Origin of the sequence: Rhodococcus sp. 14-1411-2a (genome assembly GCF_002259485.1) — a bacterium.
GTDB lineage: Bacteria > Actinomycetota > Actinomycetes > Mycobacteriales > Mycobacteriaceae > Rhodococcoides.
The window spans coordinates 251,692-274,262 of sequence record NZ_NPGA01000012.1; the positions used below are offsets into that span (position 1 = coordinate 251,692).

Annotated in this window: 27 protein-coding genes; 12 read left to right on the forward strand and 15 right to left on the reverse strand. The window is 66.4% G+C overall.

The features are described from left to right. Positions 1–88: 88 nt before the first annotated feature. Both CH291_RS10785 and CH291_RS10790 read right to left on the reverse strand, forming a co-directional pair. Positions 89–616: a peptidase gene (locus CH291_RS10785; protein WP_094638518.1), complete on the reverse strand. Its 528-nt coding sequence runs from the start codon at positions 614–616 to the stop codon at positions 89–91. Positions 617–818: 202 nt separating this feature from the next. Continuing rightward, complete coding sequence (locus tag CH291_RS10790) at positions 819–1,442, reverse strand: superoxide dismutase (RefSeq protein ID WP_045197953.1); 624 nt, start codon at positions 1,440–1,442, stop codon at positions 819–821. A gap of 260 nt (positions 1,443–1,702) precedes the next feature. On the opposite strand from CH291_RS10790, the gene CH291_RS10795 reads away from it, so the two are divergent. Then, a complete protein-coding gene (locus CH291_RS10795) occupies positions 1,703–2,842 on the forward strand; it encodes an acyltransferase family protein (RefSeq protein ID WP_373455122.1) in 1,140 nt (379 codons plus the stop codon). Positions 2,843–2,934: 92 nt separating this feature from the next. Here the strand turns inward: CH291_RS10795 and CH291_RS10800 are convergent, their stop codons facing one another. Next, the gene (locus CH291_RS10800; protein ID WP_094687473.1) at positions 2,935–3,861 is read right to left on the reverse strand and encodes an LLM class F420-dependent oxidoreductase; all 927 of its coding nucleotides are present in this window, start codon (positions 3,859–3,861) and stop codon (positions 2,935–2,937) included. Between the two features lie 322 nt (positions 3,862–4,183). On the opposite strand from CH291_RS10800, the gene CH291_RS10805 reads away from it, so the two are divergent. Genes CH291_RS10805 through CH291_RS10820 form a run of 4 tightly spaced genes read left to right on the forward strand, consistent with a single transcriptional unit; the run spans position 4,184 to position 7,255 of the window. Next, on the forward strand, positions 4,184–4,534 hold the full coding sequence (locus CH291_RS10805; RefSeq protein WP_094687432.1) for a rhodanese-like domain-containing protein: 351 nt from the start codon (positions 4,184–4,186) through the stop codon (positions 4,532–4,534). After that, on the forward strand, positions 4,535–5,563 hold the full coding sequence (locus tag CH291_RS10810; protein WP_094687433.1) for a DUF4328 domain-containing protein: 1,029 nt from the start codon (positions 4,535–4,537) through the stop codon (positions 5,561–5,563). It begins immediately after the preceding gene. Next, a complete protein-coding gene (locus CH291_RS10815; protein ID WP_094687434.1) occupies positions 5,560–6,333 on the forward strand; it encodes a glycerophosphodiester phosphodiesterase in 774 nt (257 codons plus the stop codon). The genes CH291_RS10810 and CH291_RS10815 overlap by 4 nt, the downstream gene beginning before the upstream one ends. A gap of 10 nt (positions 6,334–6,343) precedes the next feature. Continuing rightward, complete coding sequence (locus CH291_RS10820) at positions 6,344–7,255, forward strand: DUF5926 family protein (protein WP_094638521.1); 912 nt, start codon at positions 6,344–6,346, stop codon at positions 7,253–7,255. 91 nt (positions 7,256–7,346) lie between these two features. Here the strand turns inward: CH291_RS10820 and CH291_RS10825 are convergent, their stop codons facing one another. From CH291_RS10825 to CH291_RS10850, 5 genes are all read right to left on the reverse strand, one after another. Next, positions 7,347–7,901 (reverse strand): ferritin, encoded by a 555-nt coding sequence (locus tag CH291_RS10825; protein WP_032396487.1) that lies wholly within the window; start codon positions 7,899–7,901, stop codon positions 7,347–7,349. Positions 7,902–8,013: 112 nt separating this feature from the next. Further along, complete coding sequence (locus CH291_RS10830; protein ID WP_094687435.1) at positions 8,014–8,574, reverse strand: ferritin; 561 nt, start codon at positions 8,572–8,574, stop codon at positions 8,014–8,016. Positions 8,575–8,599: 25 nt separating this feature from the next. After that, on the reverse strand, positions 8,600–9,856 hold the full coding sequence (locus tag CH291_RS27160; RefSeq protein WP_373455124.1) for an LCP family protein: 1,257 nt from the start codon (positions 9,854–9,856) through the stop codon (positions 8,600–8,602). A 463-nt stretch (positions 9,857–10,319) separates the two neighbouring features. Further along, a complete protein-coding gene (locus CH291_RS10845; RefSeq protein ID WP_032396467.1) occupies positions 10,320–11,129 on the reverse strand; it encodes a CPBP family intramembrane glutamic endopeptidase in 810 nt (269 codons plus the stop codon). A gap of 33 nt (positions 11,130–11,162) precedes the next feature. Beyond that, on the reverse strand, positions 11,163–11,933 hold the full coding sequence (locus CH291_RS10850; protein WP_094638523.1) for a DUF2470 domain-containing protein: 771 nt from the start codon (positions 11,931–11,933) through the stop codon (positions 11,163–11,165). A 101-nt stretch (positions 11,934–12,034) separates the two neighbouring features. Here CH291_RS10850 and CH291_RS10855 point away from each other — a divergent pair, with 101 nt between their 5' ends. Genes CH291_RS10855 through CH291_RS10865 form a run of 3 tightly spaced genes read left to right on the forward strand, consistent with a single transcriptional unit; the run spans position 12,035 to position 14,361 of the window. Further along, the gene (locus CH291_RS10855; RefSeq protein ID WP_094687436.1) at positions 12,035–12,742 is read left to right on the forward strand and encodes a hypothetical protein; all 708 of its coding nucleotides are present in this window, start codon (positions 12,035–12,037) and stop codon (positions 12,740–12,742) included. Between the two features lie 24 nt (positions 12,743–12,766). Next, positions 12,767–13,699 (forward strand): prephenate dehydratase, encoded by a 933-nt coding sequence (pheA, locus tag CH291_RS10860; protein WP_094687437.1) that lies wholly within the window; start codon positions 12,767–12,769, stop codon positions 13,697–13,699. Further along, the gene (locus CH291_RS10865) at positions 13,696–14,361 is read left to right on the forward strand and encodes a histidine phosphatase family protein (protein ID WP_068045601.1); all 666 of its coding nucleotides are present in this window, start codon (positions 13,696–13,698) and stop codon (positions 14,359–14,361) included. Before pheA ends, CH291_RS10865 begins: the two co-directional genes overlap by 4 nt. Here the strand turns inward: CH291_RS10865 and CH291_RS10870 are convergent. The 4 genes from CH291_RS10870 to CH291_RS10885 all read right to left on the reverse strand — a co-directional run bounded on the left by CH291_RS10870 (position 14,358) and on the right by CH291_RS10885 (position 17,393). Beyond that, positions 14,358–15,182 carry an ESX secretion-associated protein EspG gene (locus CH291_RS10870; RefSeq protein ID WP_094687438.1) on the reverse strand — a complete coding sequence of 275 codons (825 nt, stop codon included), beginning with the start codon at positions 15,180–15,182 and terminating at the stop codon, positions 14,358–14,360. The genes CH291_RS10865 and CH291_RS10870 overlap by 4 nt on opposite strands. After that, positions 15,179–16,363, reverse strand: a complete 1,185-nt coding sequence (locus CH291_RS10875; RefSeq protein WP_094687439.1) for a PPE domain-containing protein — start codon at positions 16,361–16,363, stop codon at positions 15,179–15,181. The genes CH291_RS10870 and CH291_RS10875 overlap by 4 nt, the downstream gene beginning before the upstream one ends. A gap of 63 nt (positions 16,364–16,426) precedes the next feature. Further along, positions 16,427–16,738, reverse strand: coding sequence for a PE family protein (locus tag CH291_RS10880; protein ID WP_032381057.1), 312 nt, complete (start codon positions 16,736–16,738; stop codon positions 16,427–16,429). A gap of 88 nt (positions 16,739–16,826) precedes the next feature. Then, positions 16,827–17,393 carry a histidine phosphatase family protein gene (locus tag CH291_RS10885; protein WP_094687440.1) on the reverse strand — a complete coding sequence of 189 codons (567 nt, stop codon included), beginning with the start codon at positions 17,391–17,393 and terminating at the stop codon, positions 16,827–16,829. A 261-nt stretch (positions 17,394–17,654) separates the two neighbouring features. Between CH291_RS10885 and CH291_RS10890 the strand changes: the two genes are divergently transcribed. Next, positions 17,655–17,849 carry a CbtB domain-containing protein gene (locus CH291_RS10890; protein ID WP_032396459.1) on the forward strand — a complete coding sequence of 65 codons (195 nt, stop codon included), beginning with the start codon at positions 17,655–17,657 and terminating at the stop codon, positions 17,847–17,849. Beyond that, positions 17,840–18,637, forward strand: a complete 798-nt coding sequence (locus tag CH291_RS10895; RefSeq protein WP_094687441.1) for a CbtA family protein — start codon at positions 17,840–17,842, stop codon at positions 18,635–18,637. Before CH291_RS10890 ends, CH291_RS10895 begins: the two co-directional genes overlap by 10 nt. Before the next feature lie 129 nt (positions 18,638–18,766). Here the strand turns inward: CH291_RS10895 and CH291_RS10900 are convergent, their stop codons facing one another. Next, entirely contained in the window at positions 18,767–19,099 is a 333-nt protein-coding gene (locus tag CH291_RS10900) for a metallopeptidase family protein (protein WP_094687442.1), read from the reverse strand. A 13-nt stretch (positions 19,100–19,112) separates the two neighbouring features. Next, complete coding sequence (locus CH291_RS10905) at positions 19,113–20,198, reverse strand: septum formation family protein (RefSeq protein ID WP_094687443.1); 1,086 nt, start codon at positions 20,196–20,198, stop codon at positions 19,113–19,115. A gap of 34 nt (positions 20,199–20,232) precedes the next feature. On the opposite strand from CH291_RS10905, the gene CH291_RS10910 reads away from it, so the two are divergent. Together CH291_RS10910 and serS are read left to right on the forward strand one after the other, a co-directional pair. Further along, the gene (locus tag CH291_RS10910; RefSeq protein WP_068045585.1) at positions 20,233–20,625 is read left to right on the forward strand and encodes an ankyrin repeat domain-containing protein; all 393 of its coding nucleotides are present in this window, start codon (positions 20,233–20,235) and stop codon (positions 20,623–20,625) included. An 11-nt stretch (positions 20,626–20,636) separates the two neighbouring features. Further along, positions 20,637–21,890 carry a serine--tRNA ligase gene (gene serS / locus CH291_RS10915; RefSeq protein ID WP_094669461.1) on the forward strand — a complete coding sequence of 418 codons (1,254 nt, stop codon included), beginning with the start codon at positions 20,637–20,639 and terminating at the stop codon, positions 21,888–21,890. A gap of 7 nt (positions 21,891–21,897) precedes the next feature. Here serS and CH291_RS26770 read toward each other — a convergent pair. After that, the coding region (locus tag CH291_RS26770) for a hypothetical protein (RefSeq protein WP_179276506.1) at positions 21,898–22,571 on the reverse strand (674 nt) is incomplete at its 5' end.

Here is a 22,571-nt window from a genome sequence, read left to right on the forward strand (position 1 = left end):
TCGCTACACACGACTGTAGGGGCGTCGTCGCGAATTGTCCAATGCGACAATAAGTTTGGGTTCCCGAAAATTCGTGTGCGGACAGCGGTCAGGATGCGAGGAGCATCGCCAAAACTGCGGTGTCGGGATCGCTGATGGGATCGAGACCGACCCGACTGACCATCGACGTCACGGTGCCGTCGGACTCCGCCTCCACCCAGGCCGCCCGATGGTCGAGTCCGAGATGTGGAAGGCCGGGGAGCAGAACGCAGCCGGACGCCGCGCCGACACATTCCGGGAGTGTCGGTGTCGTCTCCGACGGTGGATGCAGCATCAGCAGCGCGGCAGGTTGATGCGCGGCGAACCGTCCGGGAGCCAATGCGAAGTCACCGATCACCGGACCTTCGGCGACGACGAGACCGACCGTCCCCGGCGCGGGGTCGTCGGGCAATTCCTCACGTACCCCGAACACCGTCGACGTCGCCAACAGGCCCGGCATCGAGGCCACCCGCACAGCGAGGGCCAGAAACTGCGCCCATTCCTTGGTGGTGTCCGGCCAGCGCCCGGAAACAACGAATCCGCGCAGCAGACCGGCGGCATGAAACGGTGAAACACCGATGAGATCTCGCTCGTCCATCTCGATTGTTCCTCCCAGACAGGTACAGGGCTCGAAGCCGGGTACACGACGTTGGGTAGGAAGAGAATGACGCGAAAACGGCTGGCACACAAGATGGGGAGAGTGCCAGCGAACTCCCTTCGAAGCGTGAATGGACCACTGCACCCGTCTGAGCGGGGCAGTGGTCCATCGACGCTGTCGGTGAAGCCGGTGGTGCGAGGACCTACGGGAAGATCAGACCCGGGGTCTTCGACGTTGCGGCCTCGAAACGAGCCTGGACGTCGGCCCAGTTGACGACGTTCCAGAACGCCTTCACGTAATCGGCCTTGACGTTCTTGTACTGCAGGTAGAAGGCGTGCTCCCACATATCGACCTGGAGCAGCGGAATGATGCCGAGCGGCACGTTGGCCTGCTGATCGTAGAGCTGGAAGGTGAGCAGCTTCTTGCCGAGCGAGTCGTAGCCCAGAACTGCCCAGCCGGAGCCCTGCAGGCCGTTGGCGGCAGCGGTGAACTGTGCGCGGAACTTGTCGAACGAACCGAACTGGTCGTCGATCGCGGCAGCGAGCTCGCCCTCGGGCTTGTCGCCACCGTTGGGCGAGAGGTTCTTCCACCAGATGGAGTGATTGACGTGGCCACCGAGGTGGAACGCGAGATTCTTCTCCAGCAGGAAAATGGCTGCATGATCGTCGTTGTCACGCGCGGCGGCGAGCTTTTCGACCGCGGTGTTCGCGCCTGCGACGTAGGTCGCGTGATGCTTGGAATGGTGAAGCTCGTTGATCTCGCCCGAGATGTGCGGCTCGAGGGCGGAGTAATCGAAATCAAGGTCGGGCAAGGTGTACTCGGACACGTGGTTCCCTTCTCTAACGACGCCGTACCCATCGTGTGATGCGGGCACGTTCGTCCTACTGCGGATCTTTCGTAGGGTTCAACCCAATCTCATTCCTACCCCCAGTGCAACAGTTGTAACCGAGATGCTTTTCTCGGAATAAATTCGTGTGAACGAGACAGGCAAATAATTCGGCTGTGAATCTGCTCCGAATATCACGAATCAGTTGCGGAGCGGCCGCGGATTGGTCCTACAGATGAACGGAACCTAAACTCGCGGGTGTGGAAGGGGACCGACCGAGCCAGAATACGGTCGACAAGTCCGCCGCCACGCAGCCGGTCGACGCGCCCCGAGTCCAGATGGACGGTGCCGACCTCCTCCGCGTCATCGCCGTCCTCGCGGTGCTGTACTCACACATTTCGTTCTATCTGCTCGACGACATCGGCGGTGGCTGGTGGATGATCGACGTCGTCAACACCGTCCTCATCGAGGACGCGGGCCTCAACATGCACCTCTCGTTCGTCGGAGTCAGTATCTTCATGCTGCTCACCGGCCTGCTGATCACCCGATCCGCCATGCGGCAATCGCGTCGGGACTTCATGGTCGCGCGCCTCGCCCGCCTCGTCCCGGCGCTCTGGTTCGCCGTCGCCATGGCCGTCATCCTGGTCAAACTCGGCCTCAACGGAATGTTCAGCGGCCAACCCGGCATCACCAACGGCGAAGCGTTCCTCAGCTTCTTCCTCGGCGGCTTCTTCCTGCGACCGGAAGTTGCCGTCCTCGGCGTCACCTGGACCCTCGTCGTCCAGATCGTGTTCTACCTCTACTGCATCTCGATGCGCGGAACGCTGAACACCAGACCCATCGTGGTGCCACTCGTCGGAGCTGCACTGTGCGCCCTGGTGATCGTCTACAACCTCTACCTACCGCAGCCCTACACAGTCCCGTTCCTGACCAAGGTCGCGGGCGTACTCCCCACGCTGTTTCTCGGCCAGATCGCCTACCTCGGATGGGCACGACTGATCACCTGGCGATGGGTCGTCGTCGGCGTCATCGCCCAGATCGAAGTGATCCGACTCGCCATCGAAGTCCACACCTTCTGGATGGGCGACACCTACCTCTGGACACTGCTCGTCGTCACCGGAACGGTCCTGATACTCGCCCGATACAACGGACCCATCACCCGCTGGCCCGTCATCCGATGGATCGGCACCCGCAGCTACGCGATCTACCTGATCCACACCCTCGTGCTCTACCGCATCTACGCAACCGTCGAACCACACCTCGGCCCCAGCGCCGCCGTCCTGGCATTCCTGGCCGGTACCGCCGCACTCGCCGAAATCATGTACCGATGGATCGAACTGCCCGCGGCACGACATATCAGCACTCACTACGCCCGCCTAAGCGCCCGATCCGCCACCTGACCGACCCCCTGGGTACTCAATGTGACATTCAGTGGACTTTTGGGCAGTCAATGTCACGTTGAGTGGACTCAGGGGGCGGGTTTCGGCGGGGGTCAGAGCTGCGGGAGAACTTCGGATGCGACGAGTTCGAGGTGATCGAGGTCGGTGAGATCCATGGTCTGCAGGTACACGCGGGTGGCTCCGACAGCTCCGAAGCGACCGATTTTGTCGACGAGTTCGGCGGGGCTTCCTGCGGCACCGTTCTCGCGTAGTTCGGATACCTCGCGGCCGATGGCAGCGGCGCGGCGTGTGATTTCTTCTTCGGTGCGGCCGCAGCAGAGGACGAGGGCGTTGGAGTACACGAGGGAGTCGGGATCGCGATCGGCTGCTGTGCAGGCTGCGCGGACGCGACCGAACTGTGTCTCGGTATCGGCCAGCGAGGCGAAAGGGATGTTGAACTCGTCGGCGTATTTCGCGGCGAGTGCCGGGGTGCGCTTCTTGCCTCCGCCGCCGATGACGATGGGCGGGTGCGGCGTCTGCACCGGCTTGGGGAGCGCGGGGGAGTTCGTGACGGGGTAGTGCGTGCCCGCGTGTGAGAACGTCTCGCCGACGGGGGTGTCCCAGAGTCCGGTGATGACGGCGAGTTGCTCTTCGAGGCGGTCGAAACGTTCACCGAGCGGAGGGAACGGGATGCCGTAGGCCTTGTGCTCGTCCTCGAACCAGCCGGCACCGAGACCGAGGTCCACGCGGCCGCCGCTCATGGCGTCGACCTGGGCGACGCTGATGGCCAGGGGGCCCGGGTAGCGGAAGGTCGCGGAGGTGACGAGGGTGCCGAGCCGAATGGTCGAGGTCTCGCGGGCCAGCCCGGCCAGGGTGATCCACGCGTCGGTGGGCCCTGGGCCGCCGTCACCGCTCATCGCGAGGTAGTGGTCGGATCGGAAGAATGCGCCGTAGCCGAACTCCTCGGCAGCTTTCGCGACGCGCAGCAGGTCGTCGTACGTGGCACCCTGTTGCGGTTCGGTGAAGACGCGTAGCTCGATGGACGGGAGTGGAGCCTGCGGAACGACCTGCGGTGGGTTAGTCATGTTCGCCAGCCTAAACAGCGGCTTCGCAGGACCGCAGACGATGGCTGTGTCAAATCACCATCGATCCACAGGCCGAGTTGGTATTCAATACACCGGGGGACCGACTCGACGCTCTGACCTGTGGATAGAAACCGGCACAGACCCCGATTCTGTGGATCGATCTGTGGATACTGTGGATAACTTCTGTGACTGCAGTGACGTAGGTCATAGCGAGGTGGCGCTTCGGTCGCGAGGACACGGGTGGCAGCCCCGCGCGGACGCGTGACAAGATCGAGGTGTGTCGCATCCCGAGCAGCCGCCTGCCGTCACCGTCGATCGCCTGCCGGTGCCGTTCCCTACGACGGCCATCCTGCTCGACGTGCGCGAGGACGACGAGTGGCAAGCCGGACACGCTCCGGACGCAGTGCACATCCCGATGGGCGACATTCCGTCCCGCGCCGGTGAGGTCGACAACCAATCCGAGGTGTACGTGGTCTGCAAAGCCGGTGGTCGCTCGGCTCGCGTCGTCGAATATCTCAACCGCGTGGGCTACGACGCGATCAACGTCGACGGTGGGATGCTCGCCTGGCAGGCCGCTGGTCGACCGATCCAGAGCGACGACGACGCCCACGAAGCGAGAATCATCTAGATGTCGGCACCGCAGGGGCGCGCTCAGGCGTTCCAGGTCTGTGCCCGCTGCAGCACCCGTTGGGCTGTCGGCGCACGGCCTGGCACCTGGTGCCCCCGCTGCCATGGCGTGCTGCTCTCGCCGGTGTCCACCAGGGCACCCGCGCAGGGTGCCCGAAACTTCCGATGGGTAGCCCGACCGGCGACCTCGTCGACGAAAGCCGCACGCCGCGGCCGATCCGCAGCACCGACCCCGACGCCGCACTACGCCTCGACGCCCACCTGGGGATTGCGCGACATCCCGCGCGATCCCGAGGCCGATCGCCGCGTAGGTCGCGTCGAGCGGTACGCCGCGAACGCGCAGAACCTGGTCCTCGTCACCGCGATGTTGCTGGCGCTCGCCGCGTTCGCCGAAGTGTTCCGGTACGGCATCCTGCTGCACAACCGCGTTCGACTGATCTCGCCGATCACCCTCGCCGTATCCGACGCGTTGGTGTATTTCGCCCAGGTCGGCGCGCTCGTCATCGGTCTGGCCGCGCTGATCACTTCGTCCTGCTGGCTGATCGACCAGCGCAGACTCGCCTTCACTGCCGCCGGCTCCACCGACCCGCGATCGGTGCGCCCGATGCTGCTGTTGTCGATGCTGCCTCTTGTCCGCATCGTGATGCCGGGGGTCTACCTCACCGAGGTGGTCCGTCTCCGCGGCGGTGCCGATGCCGACGTGCACCGCGAACTGACACTGGTTCGCATCTGGTGGGCGGTCTGGGCAGCGAGCAACGCGCTGGTCATCGTCCAATTGCTGTGGAACCTGCGCGATTCACTTCAGGCCCGCGCCGACGGGGTTCTGCTGTCGGCATTCGTGGCACTGGTGGCCGCGGTCTCGGCCGTGCTGACCCTGGCCGTGATGCGCCGACTCGAAGGCCGCACACTGCGCGGCTCCGCAATGTCGCGTCCGACCCGCTGGGTGATCGCCACCGGCACCGCGTCGAAGTCGAATCAGCCCGAGCAAAACCAGCCCGAACACGAATCCGAGACGGTGACGGCGTCGTGAGTCCCGATCGTCGTGGGCCGCTTGTCGTCGCGCATCGTGGGGCGTCGGCAACCAAGAAGGAACACACTCTCGCGGCCTACGACCTCGCACTGCGCGAGGGAGCGGACGGCGTCGAATGCGATGTGCGGCTCACCAGGGACGGCCACATCGTGTGCGTGCACGATCGCCGCGTCGATCGCACCTCGAACGGCACCGGCATCGTCAGCGAGATGGACTTCGCCGATCTGGCCCGACTGAACTACGGCGACGACGACGAACCCGCCGAACTCCTGACGTTGCACGACCTCATTGCTCTCGTCCTGGACTGGACCAGCAAGCCGGTCAAACTCTTCATCGAAACCAAGCATCCCGTGCGATACGGCTCGCTGATCGAAAGCACGGTGCTCGCCGAGCTGCACAAGTTCGGCATCGGCGCGCCCGCGTCGGCAGACCACTCACGGGCGGTCATCATGTCGTTCGCGCCCTCGGCCGTCTGGCGCGTACGGCGGTCGGCTCCGATGCTTCCGACGGTGCTCCTCGGCGACAGCTCGCACTACCTCGGTGGGGGAGCGGCGACGACCGTCGGGGCCACTGCCGTCGGGCCGTCGATTCGCGCGCTACGCGAGCACCCGGCCATCATCGACCGCGCAGCCGCGTCCGGCCGGGCCAGCTACGTGTGGACCGTCGACGAGAAAGAGGACGTGGACCTGTGCCGCGAGCTCGGCGTCGGGTGGATCGCCACCAACCACCCCGGCCGAACGCGAGCCTGGCTCGAATCGAAGAACGTGTAGGTTTTCGGGCGTGGGTAAGAGCAAAAGAAACAGTGGACCGAAGCAGGACAGCAACCGAGCAGCGAAGCTCGCGCAGCGAGAAGCAGAACGCGCGAGCATCGAATCGGCGTCGGCTCGCCCGTTCGAAGGCCTCGCCGCCGAATGCGACCTGGTAGCGCTGCGCGAGTTCGTGCCGTCGGCGACGGCCACCGCGCCGATCACCGTGGACGGTCGCACCATCACGCTGGCCACGGTGCTACCCGGTGCCGTCGCGGCACTGGTGCGCGAAGATGCCGATACCGTCGAGGGATTCGTCGGCCTTCAGGTGCAGAATCAGTCGAAAGATGTTGCGGCAGATATCAGTAGCGCGCTCGGCTGGGCGTCCACCGCGTCCGCGGGCGAGTCGCTCGAAGCCGCGAAGATCACCGACAGCACGCCCGCGTTGACCGCGCTGCTCGACGCCTCCGCGCTGCTCGAGATCACCGTTCATCAGGACTTCAACTGGTGGATTCCCGAAAGTGCCACTCCCGCAGCCGATGTGACTGCAACCGTGGAACGTGCGAACCAGGCGATCATGCCCTCCGCGCGGATCGAGGCCGACGGCGTCGTCGCGGCCTGGTGGGTGGATGCAGGCGACAAGGCACACATCCGGTGGGTTCGTCCGGAGAACGAAGACGACGTGATGCTCGCGTTGGCTCGCCTGCATGCGGCGGGCGATCTGAACCTGGGTGAAGGTTCGCGCTACGCCGGTTCGTTCCGCACGCACGGGCTGCTGGTGCCGGTGTTCGATCTCGATCCCGAGATGCACCCCACCGAATGGGCAAAGCCGACAAAGGAATTCGGCGAGAAACTGAGCGAGGCACTGGCTGTCGACGCTCCGCTCACGGCGGCTCAGTTGCGTTCGCGCGACGGCCTACGCGGCCGCCAGGTCACTCTGCGCTAGAACGCGAAACGGGTGGCCGGTCGAACAAGGAATCCTCGTTCGAGCGACCACCCGTATGAGCGCGTCATCCGCGCAGAGTTGCGGTGCGAATCTACAGCGATCCGCCGGCGACGGTCGGTGCGCCCGAGTCGGCGGTCACGCTGGTGTTCATCTCGCGGGCGACGAACTGCTCGAGGTCGAACAGGTTGTGGCCCGCGCGATCGGCGATGTTGAGCAGCGTCTTCATGCTGGCAACTTCCTCGACCTGCTCCTTGAGGAACCACTGCATGAACTGCTCGCCGAGGTAGTCGCCCTCTTCGCGTGCGGTGCTCGCCAGAGCGATGATCTGCTCGGTGACGGTCTCCTCCTGAGCCAGCGCCAGGGCGATGGCCTCACGCGGATCGGTGAAGACGGACTTCGACGCGTCGACGCCGGTCAGCTCGACCGTGATGTCGCGATCGAGGAAGTACTGCACGATCATCATCGCGTGGTTGCGCTCTTCGACCGACTGCGCGTAGAAGTGCTTGGCCAGCTGCGGCAGATCGACATTCGCGAAGTAGACCGCGGTGGCGATGTACTGCTGCGAGGCGTTGAACTCGTTGCGAATCTGGTCGCGGAGAAGTGCGTGGAACTTGGTGTGGCTGGTTTCTTTGATGTCTACGCTCATGCTCAGGACGATATGCCTGGTCAGAGGCGTTGTCATCCAAGTCGATCCTTATTGAGGCGAACGTTGCCTAATACAGTCGATCCTAAATGTCCGCTCTGAGCAGGGCTGCAAACTACGCTCTTCCGGCTTCTTTGGGGGCATTGGTGGCGCGGATCACCGTGGAACCGATCTCGCGAGCGACGTACTGCTCGATGTCGAACAGGTTCGATCCGGCTCGGCGGACGATGTTGAGCAGGCTCTGCATCGCCGCCACCTCCTCGACCTGCTCGGTGAGGAACCAGTGGGTGAACTGCTCGCCGATGTAGTCGCCCTCGGCCCGGGCAGCACGCGCCAACGCGCTGATCTGCTCGGTCACCGTCGACTCCTGGGCCAACGCCAGTTCCACCGGTTCGACGACCGACTGGAATCCCGTCACCACGTCGTCGATGCCCGACGCATCGACTTCGAGCCGATTGTCGATGAGGAAGCGGATCATCATCATGGCGTGCCGACGCTTTTCGGCGGACTGAGCGTAGAAACGCGTGGCCAGCTGTGGCAGGTCGTTGCGGTCGAACCACACCGCGATCGCGACGTACTGCTGCGAAGCAGTGAACTCGTGCCGCACCTGGGCGCGCAGCAGATCGTGGAACGACGTACCGGGTGTTGCGGCGGGCTGGGCAGACGGCGATGTCATGGTCCACAACTTACATTCAGGGTCGTCAGGGCCCGCCGGTCAGCAGTTCCGGAGGTATTTCGCGATCCTGCGCGATGGCGTCGAAGAACGCGGGAGCGCGAGTGTCGTCCCACAGCAATACGTTTCCGACGTCGGAGTCCTGGAATCCGCCGACGGGGACCGTCGTGGTCACCGGACCGCTGCGCATCGCCCAGGCGAGTGCGGCGAGGTTCCAGATGTGATCTCCCTCGTCGACGCTCAACGACGACGCGGTATCGGACACCAACGGCCACAACTTGAACGGGTTGAGGAAAGTCGAAGCGCTGGTTGCCTTTTCCAAGAGGGCGGACATGAACGCCCGCTGATTGTTCATCCGGTCGATATCGGCCAGTGCCGTCGCGCGGGATCGCACGAATCCGAGCGCCTCGGCTCCCGTGAGATCCTGGCAGCCGGCGGCGATGTTGATGCCCGCCAACGGATCGTCGATCGCATTCTGCACGCATACGTTGACTCCACCGACCGCGTCGACGATCCCGGCGAAGCCGCCGAATCCGATCTCGGCGTAGTGATCGATGTGCACACCGGTTGCACCCTCGACCGTCTGGACCAGCAGTGGCGGCCCGCCGAATGCGAAGGCCGCGTTGAGCTTGTCCTGGCCGTTGCCCGGAATCGACACGTACGAATCGCGCGGCAGGCTGACCATCGTCGGCGCGCCGCTGCCCTCGGGGATGTGGATGAGAATGATCGTGTCGGTGCGGCTCGGGCCCACCTCGCCGCCGGTTGCGAGCGCGGCTTCCTGCTCCGGCGTCAGGCCCGCTCGCGAATCCGACCCGACGAGAAGCCAGTTGGTGCCGGGGGTGTCGCCGATGCGCCCGGGATACGAGGTGAGGGCGTCCACGCGCGTCAACGAGCTGTCGACGTAGTAGACGACGCCGCCGATTCCCAGCACCAGGACCAGCAACACGATCAGGAAGCGTCGACCCCAGCGTCTGCGTCTCCGCGGCTTCGCGACCTTCGGCGGCCGAGAGTCACGTTGCGGCCGAACGGGTTCGGGTCGACGCAGAGCCCGCTGCGCCGGTGCTGCCGGTTGCCTGCGCTCCTCGGTGAACGGCTCCGGTTGCTGCCGCGGGGCGTACCCGGTGCGGCCCGGTGGATCGTCCTGGGAACGCGAGTACTGACGCGTCGATTCGGATGGCGTGGGTGTGTCGGACTTCGCCGATCCGGGTTCGGGAGCCTGCGACCACGCCTGCTGTGCGGCGGCCGAGCGCGCCGGACCGGCAGTGGGCCTGCCGTCGCGGCGGATGAACTCGGTGCCCTCCGGCGGCGGACCCTGTGGGCGGGGACGGTGCTGTGCCGGACGCTCGGGCGGAGGTCCCGGACGGCGCGGGGGCCCGGGTTCGTACTGACGCGGGCCCCGATCCGGTGGCGGCTGGCCGGGACGATATCCGCGTGGGGGTGGCGGTTGTCGGCCGGGCGGCACCTGACCTGGGGGCGGCTGCGGTGGTCGCGATTGGCTCGGCGGTTGCGGGCCTCGTGGTTGCTGGCCGGGTGGTTGCCGACGAGGCGGTGGCTGGCGCGGCGGTTGTCCACCGGTCGGGCGAGGTGCGGGTCCTGGCGCTGGATCCGGTCGACTGTGACGACTCCGTTCTGATCGGTCGGGCGGCGTTCGCCGTTCCGGCGCGCCGTGCCGTCCGTAGCGATCGTCGTCGTTCACGGGTCGACTGTAACCGTCGCCACGGAAACACCCGGGTTCCTCGCGTGCCGATTCACGGGAGCCACGACAGATGTTCGCGCAGGAGGGCGTACCCGACGAAGGCCACGATGTCGATCAGAGCGTGTGCGATCAGCAGTGGCCACAGTCTGCCGGTGCGCTGCCAGTAGCGGCCGAACACCAGACCCATGAGGAAGTTTCCGACCCCACCGCCCACGCCCTGGTAGAAGTGATAGCTGCCGCGCAGCAGCGACGAGCACAGCAGGGACGCGTTCTCGCTCAGTCCGAGTCTGCGTAGGCGAGAGATCAGGTACGCCACGACGATGATCTCCTCGGCACCGGAGTTGGCCAGCGCGTACAGAATCAGTGCCGGGACGCGCCACCAGTGGTCGTCGAGGGCGCTGGGAACGACGTTGAGGTTGAATCCGAGGGCGTTGCCCACGAGGTACAGCGCCAGGCCGGGCAGCCCGATCAGTGCGGCCAATCCGACGCCGTGACCGAGGTCGATCTTCAGCCGCGGCCGGGCCAGCCCGATCGCGCGGGGTGCCAGATCTGCTCGCCACAGCAGGTACAACCCCAGTGCGCCCCAGGCACACAGACGCAGGATGCTCAGCAGCTGGAACAGCAGATCGATCAGGCTGAAACTCGACCGCGACGAGTTCAGCGCCACGGTCTGATCGGACAGGGCAGCGGTCTGCAGCGCGTCCTCGACGAGCGAGAGGATGCTGCTCATACCGCTCAGCCCGAACGTGACCAGCAGGACGATCGCGATCTCGACCTTGATCGTGGTGCGTTCGCGGGCATCGGGCGGTGGAGCCGTGCTCGCGGGCGGCGGTGGCGTCAACCAGCTCTTGAAGTCGATCACCGCACGAGTCTGCCCTGTTTCTCCGAACGTGCGTCAGCCGCGGGCGCGTAGTCCGTTCAGAAACGGGCAACCGGCGAGCACGCGCAGCGCGCGACTGAGCGAGAGGACGTCCTCGACGGGCTCGGCAAACCCCAGCCGGACGTCGTTGTCGCCGCATTCGCCTTCGATCCGCAGCCGAATGCCGTAGCGATCGATGCCGAGCGGCCGGATTCGGCCCTGCCGGAGCGACGGCGGGAGGCGTCGGGCCAATTGGGCTAGCAGGTCCGGGTGGTCGGAGTCGAGGTGCTCGAGCCAGCTGGTCTCCATCTCCCAAAAGGGATCGGGTTCGGCTTCCAGCAGCGTGTCGACGTCGACGGGCTCGGCTCCGGTGCTGTCGGCGACCACGGCGGAGGTGACGATCAGCCGCATCAGCGAGGTGGTGTGCCCGACGTCGAGGAGAGCGGGATGCGGATGTTCGGCGGCCACCGCTCCGGCCATCGGGCGCATCAGCGAGTCCGGGACCGGGCGTAGATCGCCGCGAAGCCACACCAGCGAACGCACCGGTTCACGCAGCGCGAGCGGCGCGTGATCGGTGAGTTCGAGGACGGCGGGGATGCCGGCACGGGAGGACTGCCAGGTGTGCGCGTCGTCGAGGGAGTCGGTGGGGACGGCCAGGATCATCTCGCCGTTGGGTCGCAGATGATGCAGGGACGTGATCACCGGGTCGCTGCCGTCGATGGCCAGGGCGGCGCCCTCGGCGCGCATGCAGGCACTGCGTACACGTTCGGCAGTGGTCGGTCCGGTGGTGGTGGTTGCGCCGAGCATGGGCTCCTCCGATGCGATCGGTCAGGCGAGTAGGTGAGGCAAACCTAAGTTAGCGTGGTGTGGCGAGGATCGCAAGACCGTCCCGGGTCTACCGTGAAGGCGTGCCGATTCCGCTGACCCTCGGTGTGCCCCACCGACCCGACCCGAACGCGCTCGTCCACGAGCTGCTGCAACCGATATGCGCCGACGCACCCGCGCTGGCCGCAGCTCCGCGTGGAGCCGAGTACGGACCGCCCGTCGTCCGGGCATCGACCCTGCTCACGCTGTCCGACTCGGACGACCACGGACGCATCGTGGTGCACCTCGACATCGACCCCGACGAGCTCCGAGCAGGGAGGACCTGCGGTTACGAGGCCGTCCGGTTCGACGTCGACGCCCCGGCCGAGCACCTCGCCGACGCGCTCGGGCTGCGATTGCCCTCGCCGCTGGTCGTCTTCCCGATGTTCGACGCGATCGACGTGGCCGAGATCGCGGAGGCCGTCGTCCTCGCCCACCGGACCCCGGGCATCCGCGTCGGAGACACCCCGCGGCGCATCGCCGACGTGCTCGCCGTGGTCTCGCACGCCGATGTGGGCCTCGTCGCCCGCGCCGACTCCGGTGACGAGGTGCTCGCGATCCTCGCCGCGACGGTAGCGTCGCTACGCGGAGACGACATCGCCGCGGCACTTGCTGCCCCGAACGTCGCCGCACTGCGAGCTCTCATCCCCGAGGCCGCCGAGGCGGTGCGCGAGGTGCTGCTCGGAATCGAGATCGTCGACGCCGCCCGCGCCCGCGCCCGGCTCGTCGACGTCGGTTTGATCGCTTCGTAGGCGTCCACAACGTAACCTCGAGACGTGCCTCGCATCGCTTACTTCGGCCCATCGGGAACGTTCACGGAGATGGCGCTGGCGCAGTTCGAAAAGCTCGGAACCTTCGGCGCGGTCGGTCTGGACGGCGCGGTCCAGCGGGTGTCGGCGTCGAACCCACCCGCTGCGCTCGAGGCCGTGCGATCGGGCGCGGCCGACGCCGCCGTGGTCCCCATCGAAAGCTCCATCGAGGGAGCGGTCCCACCGACGCTCGACGCGTTGTCGGAGGGCCGCCGGCTGCAGATCGTCGCCGAGACGGAGATCGAGGTGGCCTTCACCATTCTCGGTGGTCCCGGCGTCACCCTCGACTCGGCCCGCACGATCAGCGCGTATCCGATCGCGCTCAATCAAGTGCGTCAGTGGCTGCGGACCGCCATGCCCGACGCCGTGGTGCAGTCCGCGTCGTCCAATGCCGGTGCAGCAGAAGACGTTGCAGCCGGAATGGTCGATGCTGCGGTGTCGACGCGGCTCGCCGGTGAGCGCTTGAAGTTGTCGCAGTTGGCCGACGGGGTCATCGACGTGGAGGGCGCGCGGACTCGTTTCGTGCTGGTGACGGCGCCGCAGTCGGTGCCTGCGCGCACCGGTGCCGACCGAACGTCGGTGGTCCTCGAGCCGCCGAACGATCCGGGCACGCTGCCGGCAGCGTTGGCCGAGTTCGGAATTCGCAACATCGACCTGACCTTCATCGAATCACGGCCCACCCGTTCGCGATTCGGAACGTACAGGTTCTTCATCGACTGCGCCGGGCACATCGACGACCCGCTCGTCGCGGAGATGTTGGCCGCATTCCACCGCAAGATGCCCCTCCGGTTCCTCGGATCCTGGCCCACCGCAACAGGAACGGGCGGTTCGGTGCCGCCGCCGATCGATGAACACGTGCAGTGGGTCGCAGACATTCGTGCCGGACGCGGTGATCTGTGATGGGCAAATTGATTCTGGTTCGGCACGGTCAGACGACAGCGAACGTCGCGAAGATACTGGACACCTCGCCGCCGGGAGCCGAGCTCACCGAGCTGGGGCACCAGCAGGCCGACGCGTATGCGCAGACCTGGATCGGACGCCCGCCCGCGGTGCTGGTGTCCTCGGTTGCGTTGCGTGCCAAGCAGACTGCGGGTTACATCGAACGAGCGACCGGGGTTCCCTTGGTGGTGACCGAGGGAATTCAGGAGACCTTCGCCGGAGATCTGGAGGACCGCGACGATGCGGATGCGCACCGGGAGTTCACCGATATCTTCAGTCGCTGGCACACCGGAGATCTGGCGGCGACCGTGCCCGGCGGCGACAGCGGACATTCGGTGTTGGAGCGGTACGTCCCGGTGCTCGACGGCCTCCGCGCGCAGTATCTGAGTGACGAGACAGCGGGCGACGTCGTTGTCGTCAGTCACGGTGCCGCAATCCGACTGGTTGCGGCGGTACTGGCAGGCGTCGAGGGCACGTTCGCGGCCGACAATCACCTCGACAACACGCACACCGTCGAGCTGCTGCCGTTGCCCGACGGTGGATGGTCCTGCACCAGGTGGGGCACGTTCCTGCCGCCGTTCGAGGGCAAGGGCAGCAACAAGGCGGACAACCCGATCAGCTAGCGCAGATGCTCACCGGCCGATGCGATCAGCTCGGTCAGGGCAGCGGTCACTCTGCGATCCGTCGCCCCGGTCAGTGAGCTCCACGACGTGCCGTCGGCGGCGAGGGTCGAGGTGGCGAGAATGCGCCCGGCTCTGGTGTCGAACAGGGCCACGGGTCTCCCGGCCACGTGACGGGTTCCGTGCCTACGGGCGACGGCGGTGATCTCGGTTCTGCCGGCGCAGGTGGCCATCGCCGACGCCAGAGCCGCGGCGCGCTCGTGCGCTACGCCGATACCGCGCAGCCGAGACGCGGTTGCTCCGACGTCGGTCGGTGCCGCGTCGAGTGCTTCGGCCAGCAGATCGGTCGGCGCGTTGATGCTGCCCGGGTCGAACGACGCGGCCGAGCCGATCGCCGACGCGAGGTCCCGGGCCGGATCACCGTGGACGGCGCGGATGGTGACCACGTCGTCTCGCCGCACCGCCGACACCGCGATCCGATCGTCGGATGCAACGCAGATGCGAATGGTCGGAACGGGCTCTGGGTTCTCGACGTCGAAGACACGAGCCGAGACGTACCAGTGAGGTTGTTCGAGAACCCGCATCCACTGCTCCAGATCCTCGTGGACGCGGCCGTCGGTTATCAGGCGGGCGTTGTTCAGTGCGGGGCGCCCGTGCTCGAGCGCGCGATCTCGGGCACCGACGTCGTCGAAGCGCGGGAACACGTCCAGGACCACGGGTAGTTCGGCGATCGACAGTTCCTCGACGAGGAAGTCCATCTCGTCCACACCGAGTGCGGCGATCGGCAGTGTGTGGCCCACCGGCACGGTTCCCAAGTCGATCAACGGCCGTTCCCGCTGGTGTGGGGCAGGGTCGGATTCGCGCCGATGACGGACGGCGCGACGGTCCGACCGTCCGAGAAGTGCTCGAATTGCTTGAGGTAGTCCGGGGTCTCGTGTTCGTCGTCCTCGGCCTGCCCGCGCGGGCCGGAGGCAGGAGCGCCTGCCGCGCCCGTTCCGCGCTGAGCGAGGCCGGCATCGGCCGAGGTGGTTGCGCCGAACGCGGACGGACCGCTTAGGCCTGCACCGGCCTGCATCGAGCCACCACCGGCGGGACCCAACGCCGAACCGGGCATTCCGACGCCGCCGCCGATGCCACCGGGCCCGGCTGCTCCACCTGCCCCGCCGCCGAACGACACCGGACGCGTGGACGCCGGACCGACAGCGAGAGATGCCGAACCACCGGGTGCGAAACCGTTCCCGCCGCTCGCTCCCGATCCACCGGACAACGCACTCGACCCGATGGTGGACGCAGCGGTGGCGACGGTCGAGACGCCGGTGCTGGCGATGGAGGTGGCAGCACTACCGATCTGACCGGCCGCCGCTGCCACGCCGGGGTTCTGGGTCGCGGCCATCAATCCGCCGATCGCGGCCTGGACCGGAGACGTCATCAGCGCGCCGTTCGCGAACTTGCCGAGGCCGCTCCCGGAATCGGAGACGATGGCCGGCGGCTGATCGAACGTGGTCTGGACGATGCGGTGCGAGGAGACCAGCTCGAAGCCCTCCATCACCATCGCAGCGCGGATGTCGAGCAGTCGATCGGCCACCTCGGCAGCCTCGTAGCTGCCGTTCATCACGCCGCCCGTAGAGGCGGCGGTGACCTTGGCGGCCTGAACGGCTCCGATTTCCACGAGCGAGGGCATGGTCGCCAACGCGACACCGTACGAGGTTCCTGCGGCCGGGGCCTCGACCGAGAGCGCCGCCGCCTTGACTGCCGTGGCGGCGGTCCAGGTCGCGAAACGGCCGAGCGCAGCCTGAGCCAGCAGTGCCGACTCGCCCTCCCAGCCTGCAGTCAGAGCCGCGGTGACAGCCGCAATGCTCGCCGATGCCTCGGTGAACGCCGCAGCGACCGAACCCCACGCGCCGCCGGCGACGTGCAACGGCACCGGTCCCGGCCCGAGCAATCGCGTCGAGTTTCCCGTGGCCGTGCGTGGCAGCCACACCACACCTGTCACTCCGAGCGTCATCCTCTGGCCCCCATGATGTTCGAGCGTTGTGTCGAATTTTCTGTTGCGGTCGAGTTCGGTGCGTCAGATTCCGGGTAGACCGGGCAGCCCCCCGGCCGTGTCGTCGTCGGTGGCCACGTAGTCCGCGGCCTGTTTCCGTAGTTCCTCGGCCGCTCGGTGCAACTCCGAAATGCCCTGCGCTGCAGCAGGTCCGAAGGTATCGGCCGCGGTGCCGAAGAACCGTTCCGTGAGCAGCGAGACCTCGTCGGTACCGGGCGGCAGTGGCCGCACGGGGATTGCCGTTGCAGTGACAGCAGCCTGCAAGCGAGCGGCGACCGCATCGAGTTCGGAGGCAGCAAGCTGTAGGGCCACCGGATCCACCTTGATGACGGTCATGAGCCACGCTCCCTGATCGAAGAACTTTGCGCTGTCGGTAGGTAAGACGCCGCCGTGTTCGGTTCGGTTCCCTCCGCGCGAGAAAAATTCAGACGAACTTCTGGGCCACCGCGCCGACAGTCCAGACGCCGCCTCGATGGCTGACGGACGTGCGCGTCAGCGGGGAAACGTCGATTCGCCAAAACGAGCGGATCGGGGCGTCCAACACCAGCACCACCACGGCTCGGACGACGGCAGGAGAGGTCACCGTCAGAGTGCGGCCCGGCGTCGATCCAACAGCGCTCAGCCACTTCTCGACGCGAGAGAACAACGCGTCGAGGGATTCTCCGCCCGGAGGAACGAACGCCGGATCGCTCAGCCAGGCCATCGCGTCGGCGTCGGGCAGGTCGGTCATCTCGAGACCGGACCACCGGCCGTAGTCGATGTCGGCCAACGCGGGCTCGACGGAGATCTCTGTTCCGAACACCTGCGCGGTGGAGATCGAGCGGGTTTCCGGGCCGGACAGGACGCGGTCGGCGCGGGGAAGGTCGGTTACCGCCTCGAGATCGCGCAGGCCCGCGTCGTCGAGTGGTTCGTCGCCGGGAAACCGGCCGGTGCGCATCGCGTCGGTTCGCGCGTGAGCGACCAACATCAGTCGGGTCACGGGTGCGGGCACTGCGTCATTGTGGCACCGCAGCTCTATGGCAACGAGCTGCAGTCGGTCGGGACAGCGATTGACACAGAGTCCGGAGCGATGCCACAGTTCGCTGGTAATACGCGATGTACGCAGGTAATCCGGTGAAAATCCGGAGCGGTTGCGCCACTGTGATCGACGTCGGCGAAATGCCCGAATTCGAGAGTCAGAAAACTCGTTCATCGCATGGCCGTCCCCGTTTTCGAGCGGGGACTACGGGACGCACAATCCCAGGAGGACACCATGGCAATCATTCACGCACCCAGTAATACGACGGAGTCGGCTGCCCTCGCCGTCATCGTCGCCGCAACGATCCTGCTCGCTTTCGTCGTGCTCTACCTCGTCGGTTTCGATCAGGGCGCGATCTCCCGCAGTGGCATGTACATGCACGAATTGATGCACGACGGCCGCCACCTGCTGGGCCTGCCATGCCACTGACCGACACCCACGGCCCGACGCTGCAGGGCACATTCGTCCAACTACTCGTGCGAGGTCTGCTCGCCGGACTTCTCGCAGGCCTGCTCGCCGGAGCAGTCGCCTACGTCGTCGGTGAACCGCACATCGACTCGGCCATCGCCATCGAGGAAGCGGCCGGAGCCGACGCTCATCACGCCGACGCCGACGCCGATGCGGCCGCGCACTCCCACGGCGAGGACGCGCTCGTCAGTCGAGACGGACAACGCGTCGGACTGTTCCTCGCCACCGGACTCGCCGGCCTGGCGCTCGGCGCGATCTTCGCCTCGGCGCTGCACTACGGGCGACGCTTCACCGCACTGCCGGGCTCGATTCTCGCGCTCGTCGGAGCCGGTGCCGGATGGTTGGCCATCGAAGCGGTGCCCTTCTTCAAGTACCCGGCCAACCCACCGGCCGTCGGCGATCCCGAGACCATCACCCAACGCACTTGGCTGTGGTTGGCGTCGGTGATTCTGGGTCTGCTGGCGGTCGCATTGGCCGTCTACGCGGCGAAGGCGGTGGCATCGCAGCATTCGGTGGCGATTCGCGTCGGAGCGCCGTTGCTGGCGTTCCTGGTTGTGGTCGGCGTCGGCTACGCGCTGCTGCCCACCGTCAACGAGGTGGGCGCGGACTTCCCGGCAACCCTGCTGTGGGAATTCCGACTGTCGTCCCTGGCCACCCAGGCAACCCTGTGGCTGGCCTTGGGATTGGGATTCGCATTACTCACCGATCGCGCTGCTCGATCCACTCGCCGAGAGACAGTCGCGGCGTAGCCCGGCGTTCGCTTCGGCCCCCACGTTGGGATGAATGCGCCATTCAGGCCATCTGAGTGACTGAAACCCACATTCATCCCAACCTGGGGGTGCGTTCGGGGTGAGCGGGCGGGCGACGAGTGAGTGCTGTCAGCCGAATCCGAGTTGATGCAGTCGCTCGTCGTCGATGCCGAAGTGATGTCCGATTTCGTGGGCGACGGTGATCGCAATTTCCCGTCGCGCCTCGTGTTCGTCGCCGACCATTTCGAGGATCGGTTTGCGGTAGATGGTGATGACGTCCGGTAGGTGGCCGCTGTATTCGTAGCGCTCGGTCAGTGCGATGCCCTCGTACAGTCCGAGGATGTCCTCGGTCGGGTGCTCTTCCTCGACGAGAACGACCACGTTGTTCATGAAGTCGGTGAGCTCACGCGGCAGAGTGTCGAGGGCGTCGGACACTGCTTCCTCGAAGTCGACGCGCGTCATGTGCGTGGGAATGTCACCCTCCGGTGGTGATCGGTGCGGCACCGGGCAGCGGTGTCGGCAGTGCGCGGCCGTCGGGAGCGGAGGGCGGCGGGACGGGGGCTGCACCGTTGATGAGGATGTCGCCCTTGGCGGTGCCGACGATGGTCGCGAAACCGCCGGAATCGAGTTCGGCACCCACCGAGCACGTCACCTGGCGACTTCCGGCCAGCCAACTCGCGACATCGATCGTGTCCCAGAACAGGGTCAGCGTCTTGTCGCGCAACGCGGTGTCCGAGCCGAGGTAGCCGTTGACCGCGTCGGTGCACGTCCGCTCGAGGTACGCATCCTGGTCGCCCTCCGACGGGTGCCCGCCGGGGAACTGCTGCGTCAGGTTGATCACCGACGCCACCTCGTACGCGTGCGGAGCGGCGCAGTCCACCGGATCGGCCGGCACGTTCTGGTTGATGCCGATGCAGGTTCCGGTACGCCAGACCTTCGACTGGTCCTGATCGAGAATCGACCCGGTCATCTCCATCAGCGCGCCGGTGTTCGACGGCATCTGCACACCGCAGCGCAGCGTCCGCTCACCCTTGGCCCATCCGGCCTGGCTGGGGAACATCAGCCCGACGCCGAAGCGTCCGTTCGGATCGAATTTGGCACCGACGTAGTCGTCGACGGCGGCCGCGCAGTGTTCGTCGCGCAACTCGCTGAACCGGATGGAACCGGGATACGCCGCGGCAGGACCGAACTCAACGCCGGGGTAGACGCTCATGTCGATGTCGCGAGCCACCTCGAAGCGATGGGGATCGGCGCACGAGACCTCGGCGAGGTCCTGCCGATCGGTCTCGGGATCGTCGGTGGGCGTCCACTGCAGGCAGGCACCAGGGTCGGCGGCACCGAAGGAGGACGCCGAAACGGGCCCGTCGGTCGCAGGCCCACTGGCCGTCGCATGGGTGGTGATCTTCTCGGGTGTCGAGAACCCGTCGGAGAGAAAAACCGTCGCTCCGGCGGCCAGCACCGCACCGACCGCAACCATGGCGAGCCCACGTCGAGCTGTGGTTGCAGACAGTGTTCGCCGAGACTTCTCGCTCGTCGGGGGGTCTGTTTCGTATCCGGACATCGCCCTCCATCATGCCCGAGTATGTTCGGTCCTCATGAGCGACCCAACGGGTGACGACGACCTCAGCGAGCTCGCCGGCCGACTGTTCGCGATGGCCCGCACCGGTGACGGCGCCGCTCTGGCGAGTTACGTGGACGCGGGCGTCCCGGTGAATCTGCACAACGAATCAGGCGACACGCTGGTCATGCTCGCCGCGTATCACGGGCACGCCGACGCCGTGCGTGCGCTGGTCGAGCGTGGTGCCGATGTGAACAAGCCCAACGACAAGGGGCAGACCCCACTCGCGGGCGCGGTCTTCAAAGGTGAGGACGAGGTGGTGCGCGTGCTCGTCGACGGTGGAGCCGATCCGCACGGCGGCCACCCGTCGGCGATCGATGCCGCCACGATGTTCGGACGCGAGGACTATCTGGGGTTGCTCGGCAAGTAAGGTTCGTTCTCGTGATCGACCTGAAATTCCTTCGCGAGAATCCCGACGCAGTGCGCGCCTCGCAGCGCACCCGAGGCGAGGACCCCGCTCTCGTCGACGCACTTCTGGGTGCCGACGCATCCCGCCGGGCCGCGGTGCTGGCCGGCGATCAGCTGCGTGCCGAGCAGAAGGCGCTGGGAAAGCAGGTCGGTAAGGCCTCCGCCGAGGACCGTCCGGCTCTGCTCGCCGGGGCATCGGAACTCGCCGCCAAGGTCAAGGCCGCCCAGGCCGCCGAAGCCGAGGCCGATGCAGCCCTCGACGCGGCCCACCGCGCGATCTCCAACATCGTTCAGGACGGCACGCCCGCAGGCGGCGAGGACGACTTCGTGCTGCTCGAGACCGTCGGACAGATCCCGGAGTTCGACTTCGAGCCGAAAGATCACCTCGAGCTGGGTGAGTCGCTGAAGTTGATCGACATGGAGCGCGGAGCCAAGGTTTCGGGCTCGCGCTTCTACTTCATGACCGGTTACGGCGCATTGCTGCAGCAGGGATTGCTCCAGCTCGCTGCCCAGAAGGCCGTCAAGAACGGCTTCACCATGATGATCCCGCCGGTGCTGGTTCGCCCGGAGATCATGTCGGGAACCGGATTCCTCGGCGCGCACGCGGACGAGATCTATCGCCTCGAAGCCGACGACCTCTACCTCGTCGGAACCTCGGAAGTTGCTCTCGCGGGCTACCACTCGGGCGAGATCATCGACCTCGCCGACGGCCCGAAGCGCTACGCCGGATGGTCGTCGTGCTTCCGCCGCGAAGCGGGCAGTTACGGCAAGGACACCCGCGGCATCATCCGAGTCCACCAGTTCGACAAGATCGAGATGTTCTCCTACATCAAGCCCGAGGATGCAGCCGCCGAACACCAGAAGCTGCTGGAGTACGAGAAGGAAATGCTCGCCGCAGTCGAGTTGCCCTATCGGGTCATCGACACCGCAGGCGGCGACCTCGGCTCCTCGGCCGCTCGCAAATTCGACTGCGAGGCATGGGTTCCCACCCAGAAGGCCTACCGCGAGCTGACCTCGACCTCGAACTGCACGACGTTCCAGGCCCGACGCCTCGGCGTGCGGTACCGCGACGATAACGGCAAGCCCCAGACCGCAGCGACGCTCAACGGCACCCTCGCCACCACCCGCTGGATCGTCGCCATCCTCGAGAACCATCAGCAGGCCGACGGCACCGTCCGCGTCCCGGAAGCCCTGGTGCCTTTCGTCGGAACGGATGTCTTGAAGTAGAACCGGATCAGGCGATGTCGCCGATGCAGTAACCCTCGCCGCCGACGGCCAGCACGAACGTGCGGTTCTGGTACGCCCCGGACGCGTCGATGATGTCTGCGTTGACCTGGGTGTAGATGCCGTTCTGCCCGGTGACGAACACGCTGTCGGGATCGAACGAGGTGATGCCGGGCAGGATGTTCGGATTCTGCACCAGCGGCGGGGCAGTCGGAACTCCGGTGCCGAGGGCATCCCAGGTCTGGCGGCCGTCGCACACGAGTGGGTAGGTCTCTTCGACGTCGCTGGGGTTCACCGGAATCCCGGCCGTACGCCCCAGGTAACGATCGACGGTGTAGACGGCGTCTGTCGCGTCGAACACGGGAGCGGTGCCGGTGGGGTAGACGGTGGGGCACGCATAGCCGGCTGCGATCTCACTGCGCTTGACGCTGACCGTGGCGATGGGCCCGGTCCACGTGACGGCGTACTGGCCGTCGACGCCGGGGGTGGCAACGGCAGCGAGGATGGCCTCGGCGTCGACGTACATCGCCGGGATCTCGGTGGGCGGAACCGTCCAGCACCGCGCCGTGACGACGCCGATTCCGCCGCCGATGAGGTCGCCCACGAACGGTCGCAACGCCATCGCGGCGTCCGGGTTTCCGGGAACCTCGCCGACGGGTGGGCCGGGCGGGATCGGTGCGGGCG

What these genes read in the sequence shown, in the direction of transcription:
- CH291_RS10785 (WP_094638518.1), bottom strand. Translation starts at nt 616, where the DNA reads ATGGACGAGCGAGATCTCATCGGTGTTTCACCGTTTCATGCCGCCGGT.
- CH291_RS10810 (WP_094687433.1), top strand. Translation starts at nt 4,535, where the DNA reads ATGTCGGCACCGCAGGGGCGCGCTCAGGCGTTCCAGGTCTGTGCCCGC.
- CH291_RS10825 (WP_032396487.1), bottom strand. Translation starts at nt 7,901, where the DNA reads ATGAGCGTAGACATCAAAGAAACCAGCCACACCAAGTTCCACGCACTT.
- CH291_RS10830 (WP_094687435.1), bottom strand. Translation starts at nt 8,574, where the DNA reads ATGACATCGCCGTCTGCCCAGCCCGCCGCAACACCCGGTACGTCGTTC.
- CH291_RS10850 (WP_094638523.1), bottom strand. Translation starts at nt 11,933, where the DNA reads ATGCTCGGCGCAACCACCACCACCGGACCGACCACTGCCGAACGTGTA.
- CH291_RS10875 (WP_094687439.1), bottom strand. Translation starts at nt 16,363, where the DNA reads ATGACGCTCGGAGTGACAGGTGTGGTGTGGCTGCCACGCACGGCCACG.
- CH291_RS10880 (WP_032381057.1), bottom strand. Translation starts at nt 16,738, where the DNA reads ATGACCGTCATCAAGGTGGATCCGGTGGCCCTACAGCTTGCTGCCTCC.
- CH291_RS10890 (WP_032396459.1), top strand. Translation starts at nt 17,655, where the DNA reads ATGGCAATCATTCACGCACCCAGTAATACGACGGAGTCGGCTGCCCTC.
- CH291_RS10895 (WP_094687441.1), top strand. Translation starts at nt 17,840, where the DNA reads ATGCCACTGACCGACACCCACGGCCCGACGCTGCAGGGCACATTCGTC.
- CH291_RS10900 (WP_094687442.1), bottom strand. Translation starts at nt 19,099, where the DNA reads ATGACGCGCGTCGACTTCGAGGAAGCAGTGTCCGACGCCCTCGACACT.
- CH291_RS10905 (WP_094687443.1), bottom strand. Translation starts at nt 20,198, where the DNA reads ATGTCCGGATACGAAACAGACCCCCCGACGAGCGAGAAGTCTCGGCGA.
- CH291_RS10910 (WP_068045585.1), top strand. Translation starts at nt 20,233, where the DNA reads ATGAGCGACCCAACGGGTGACGACGACCTCAGCGAGCTCGCCGGCCGA.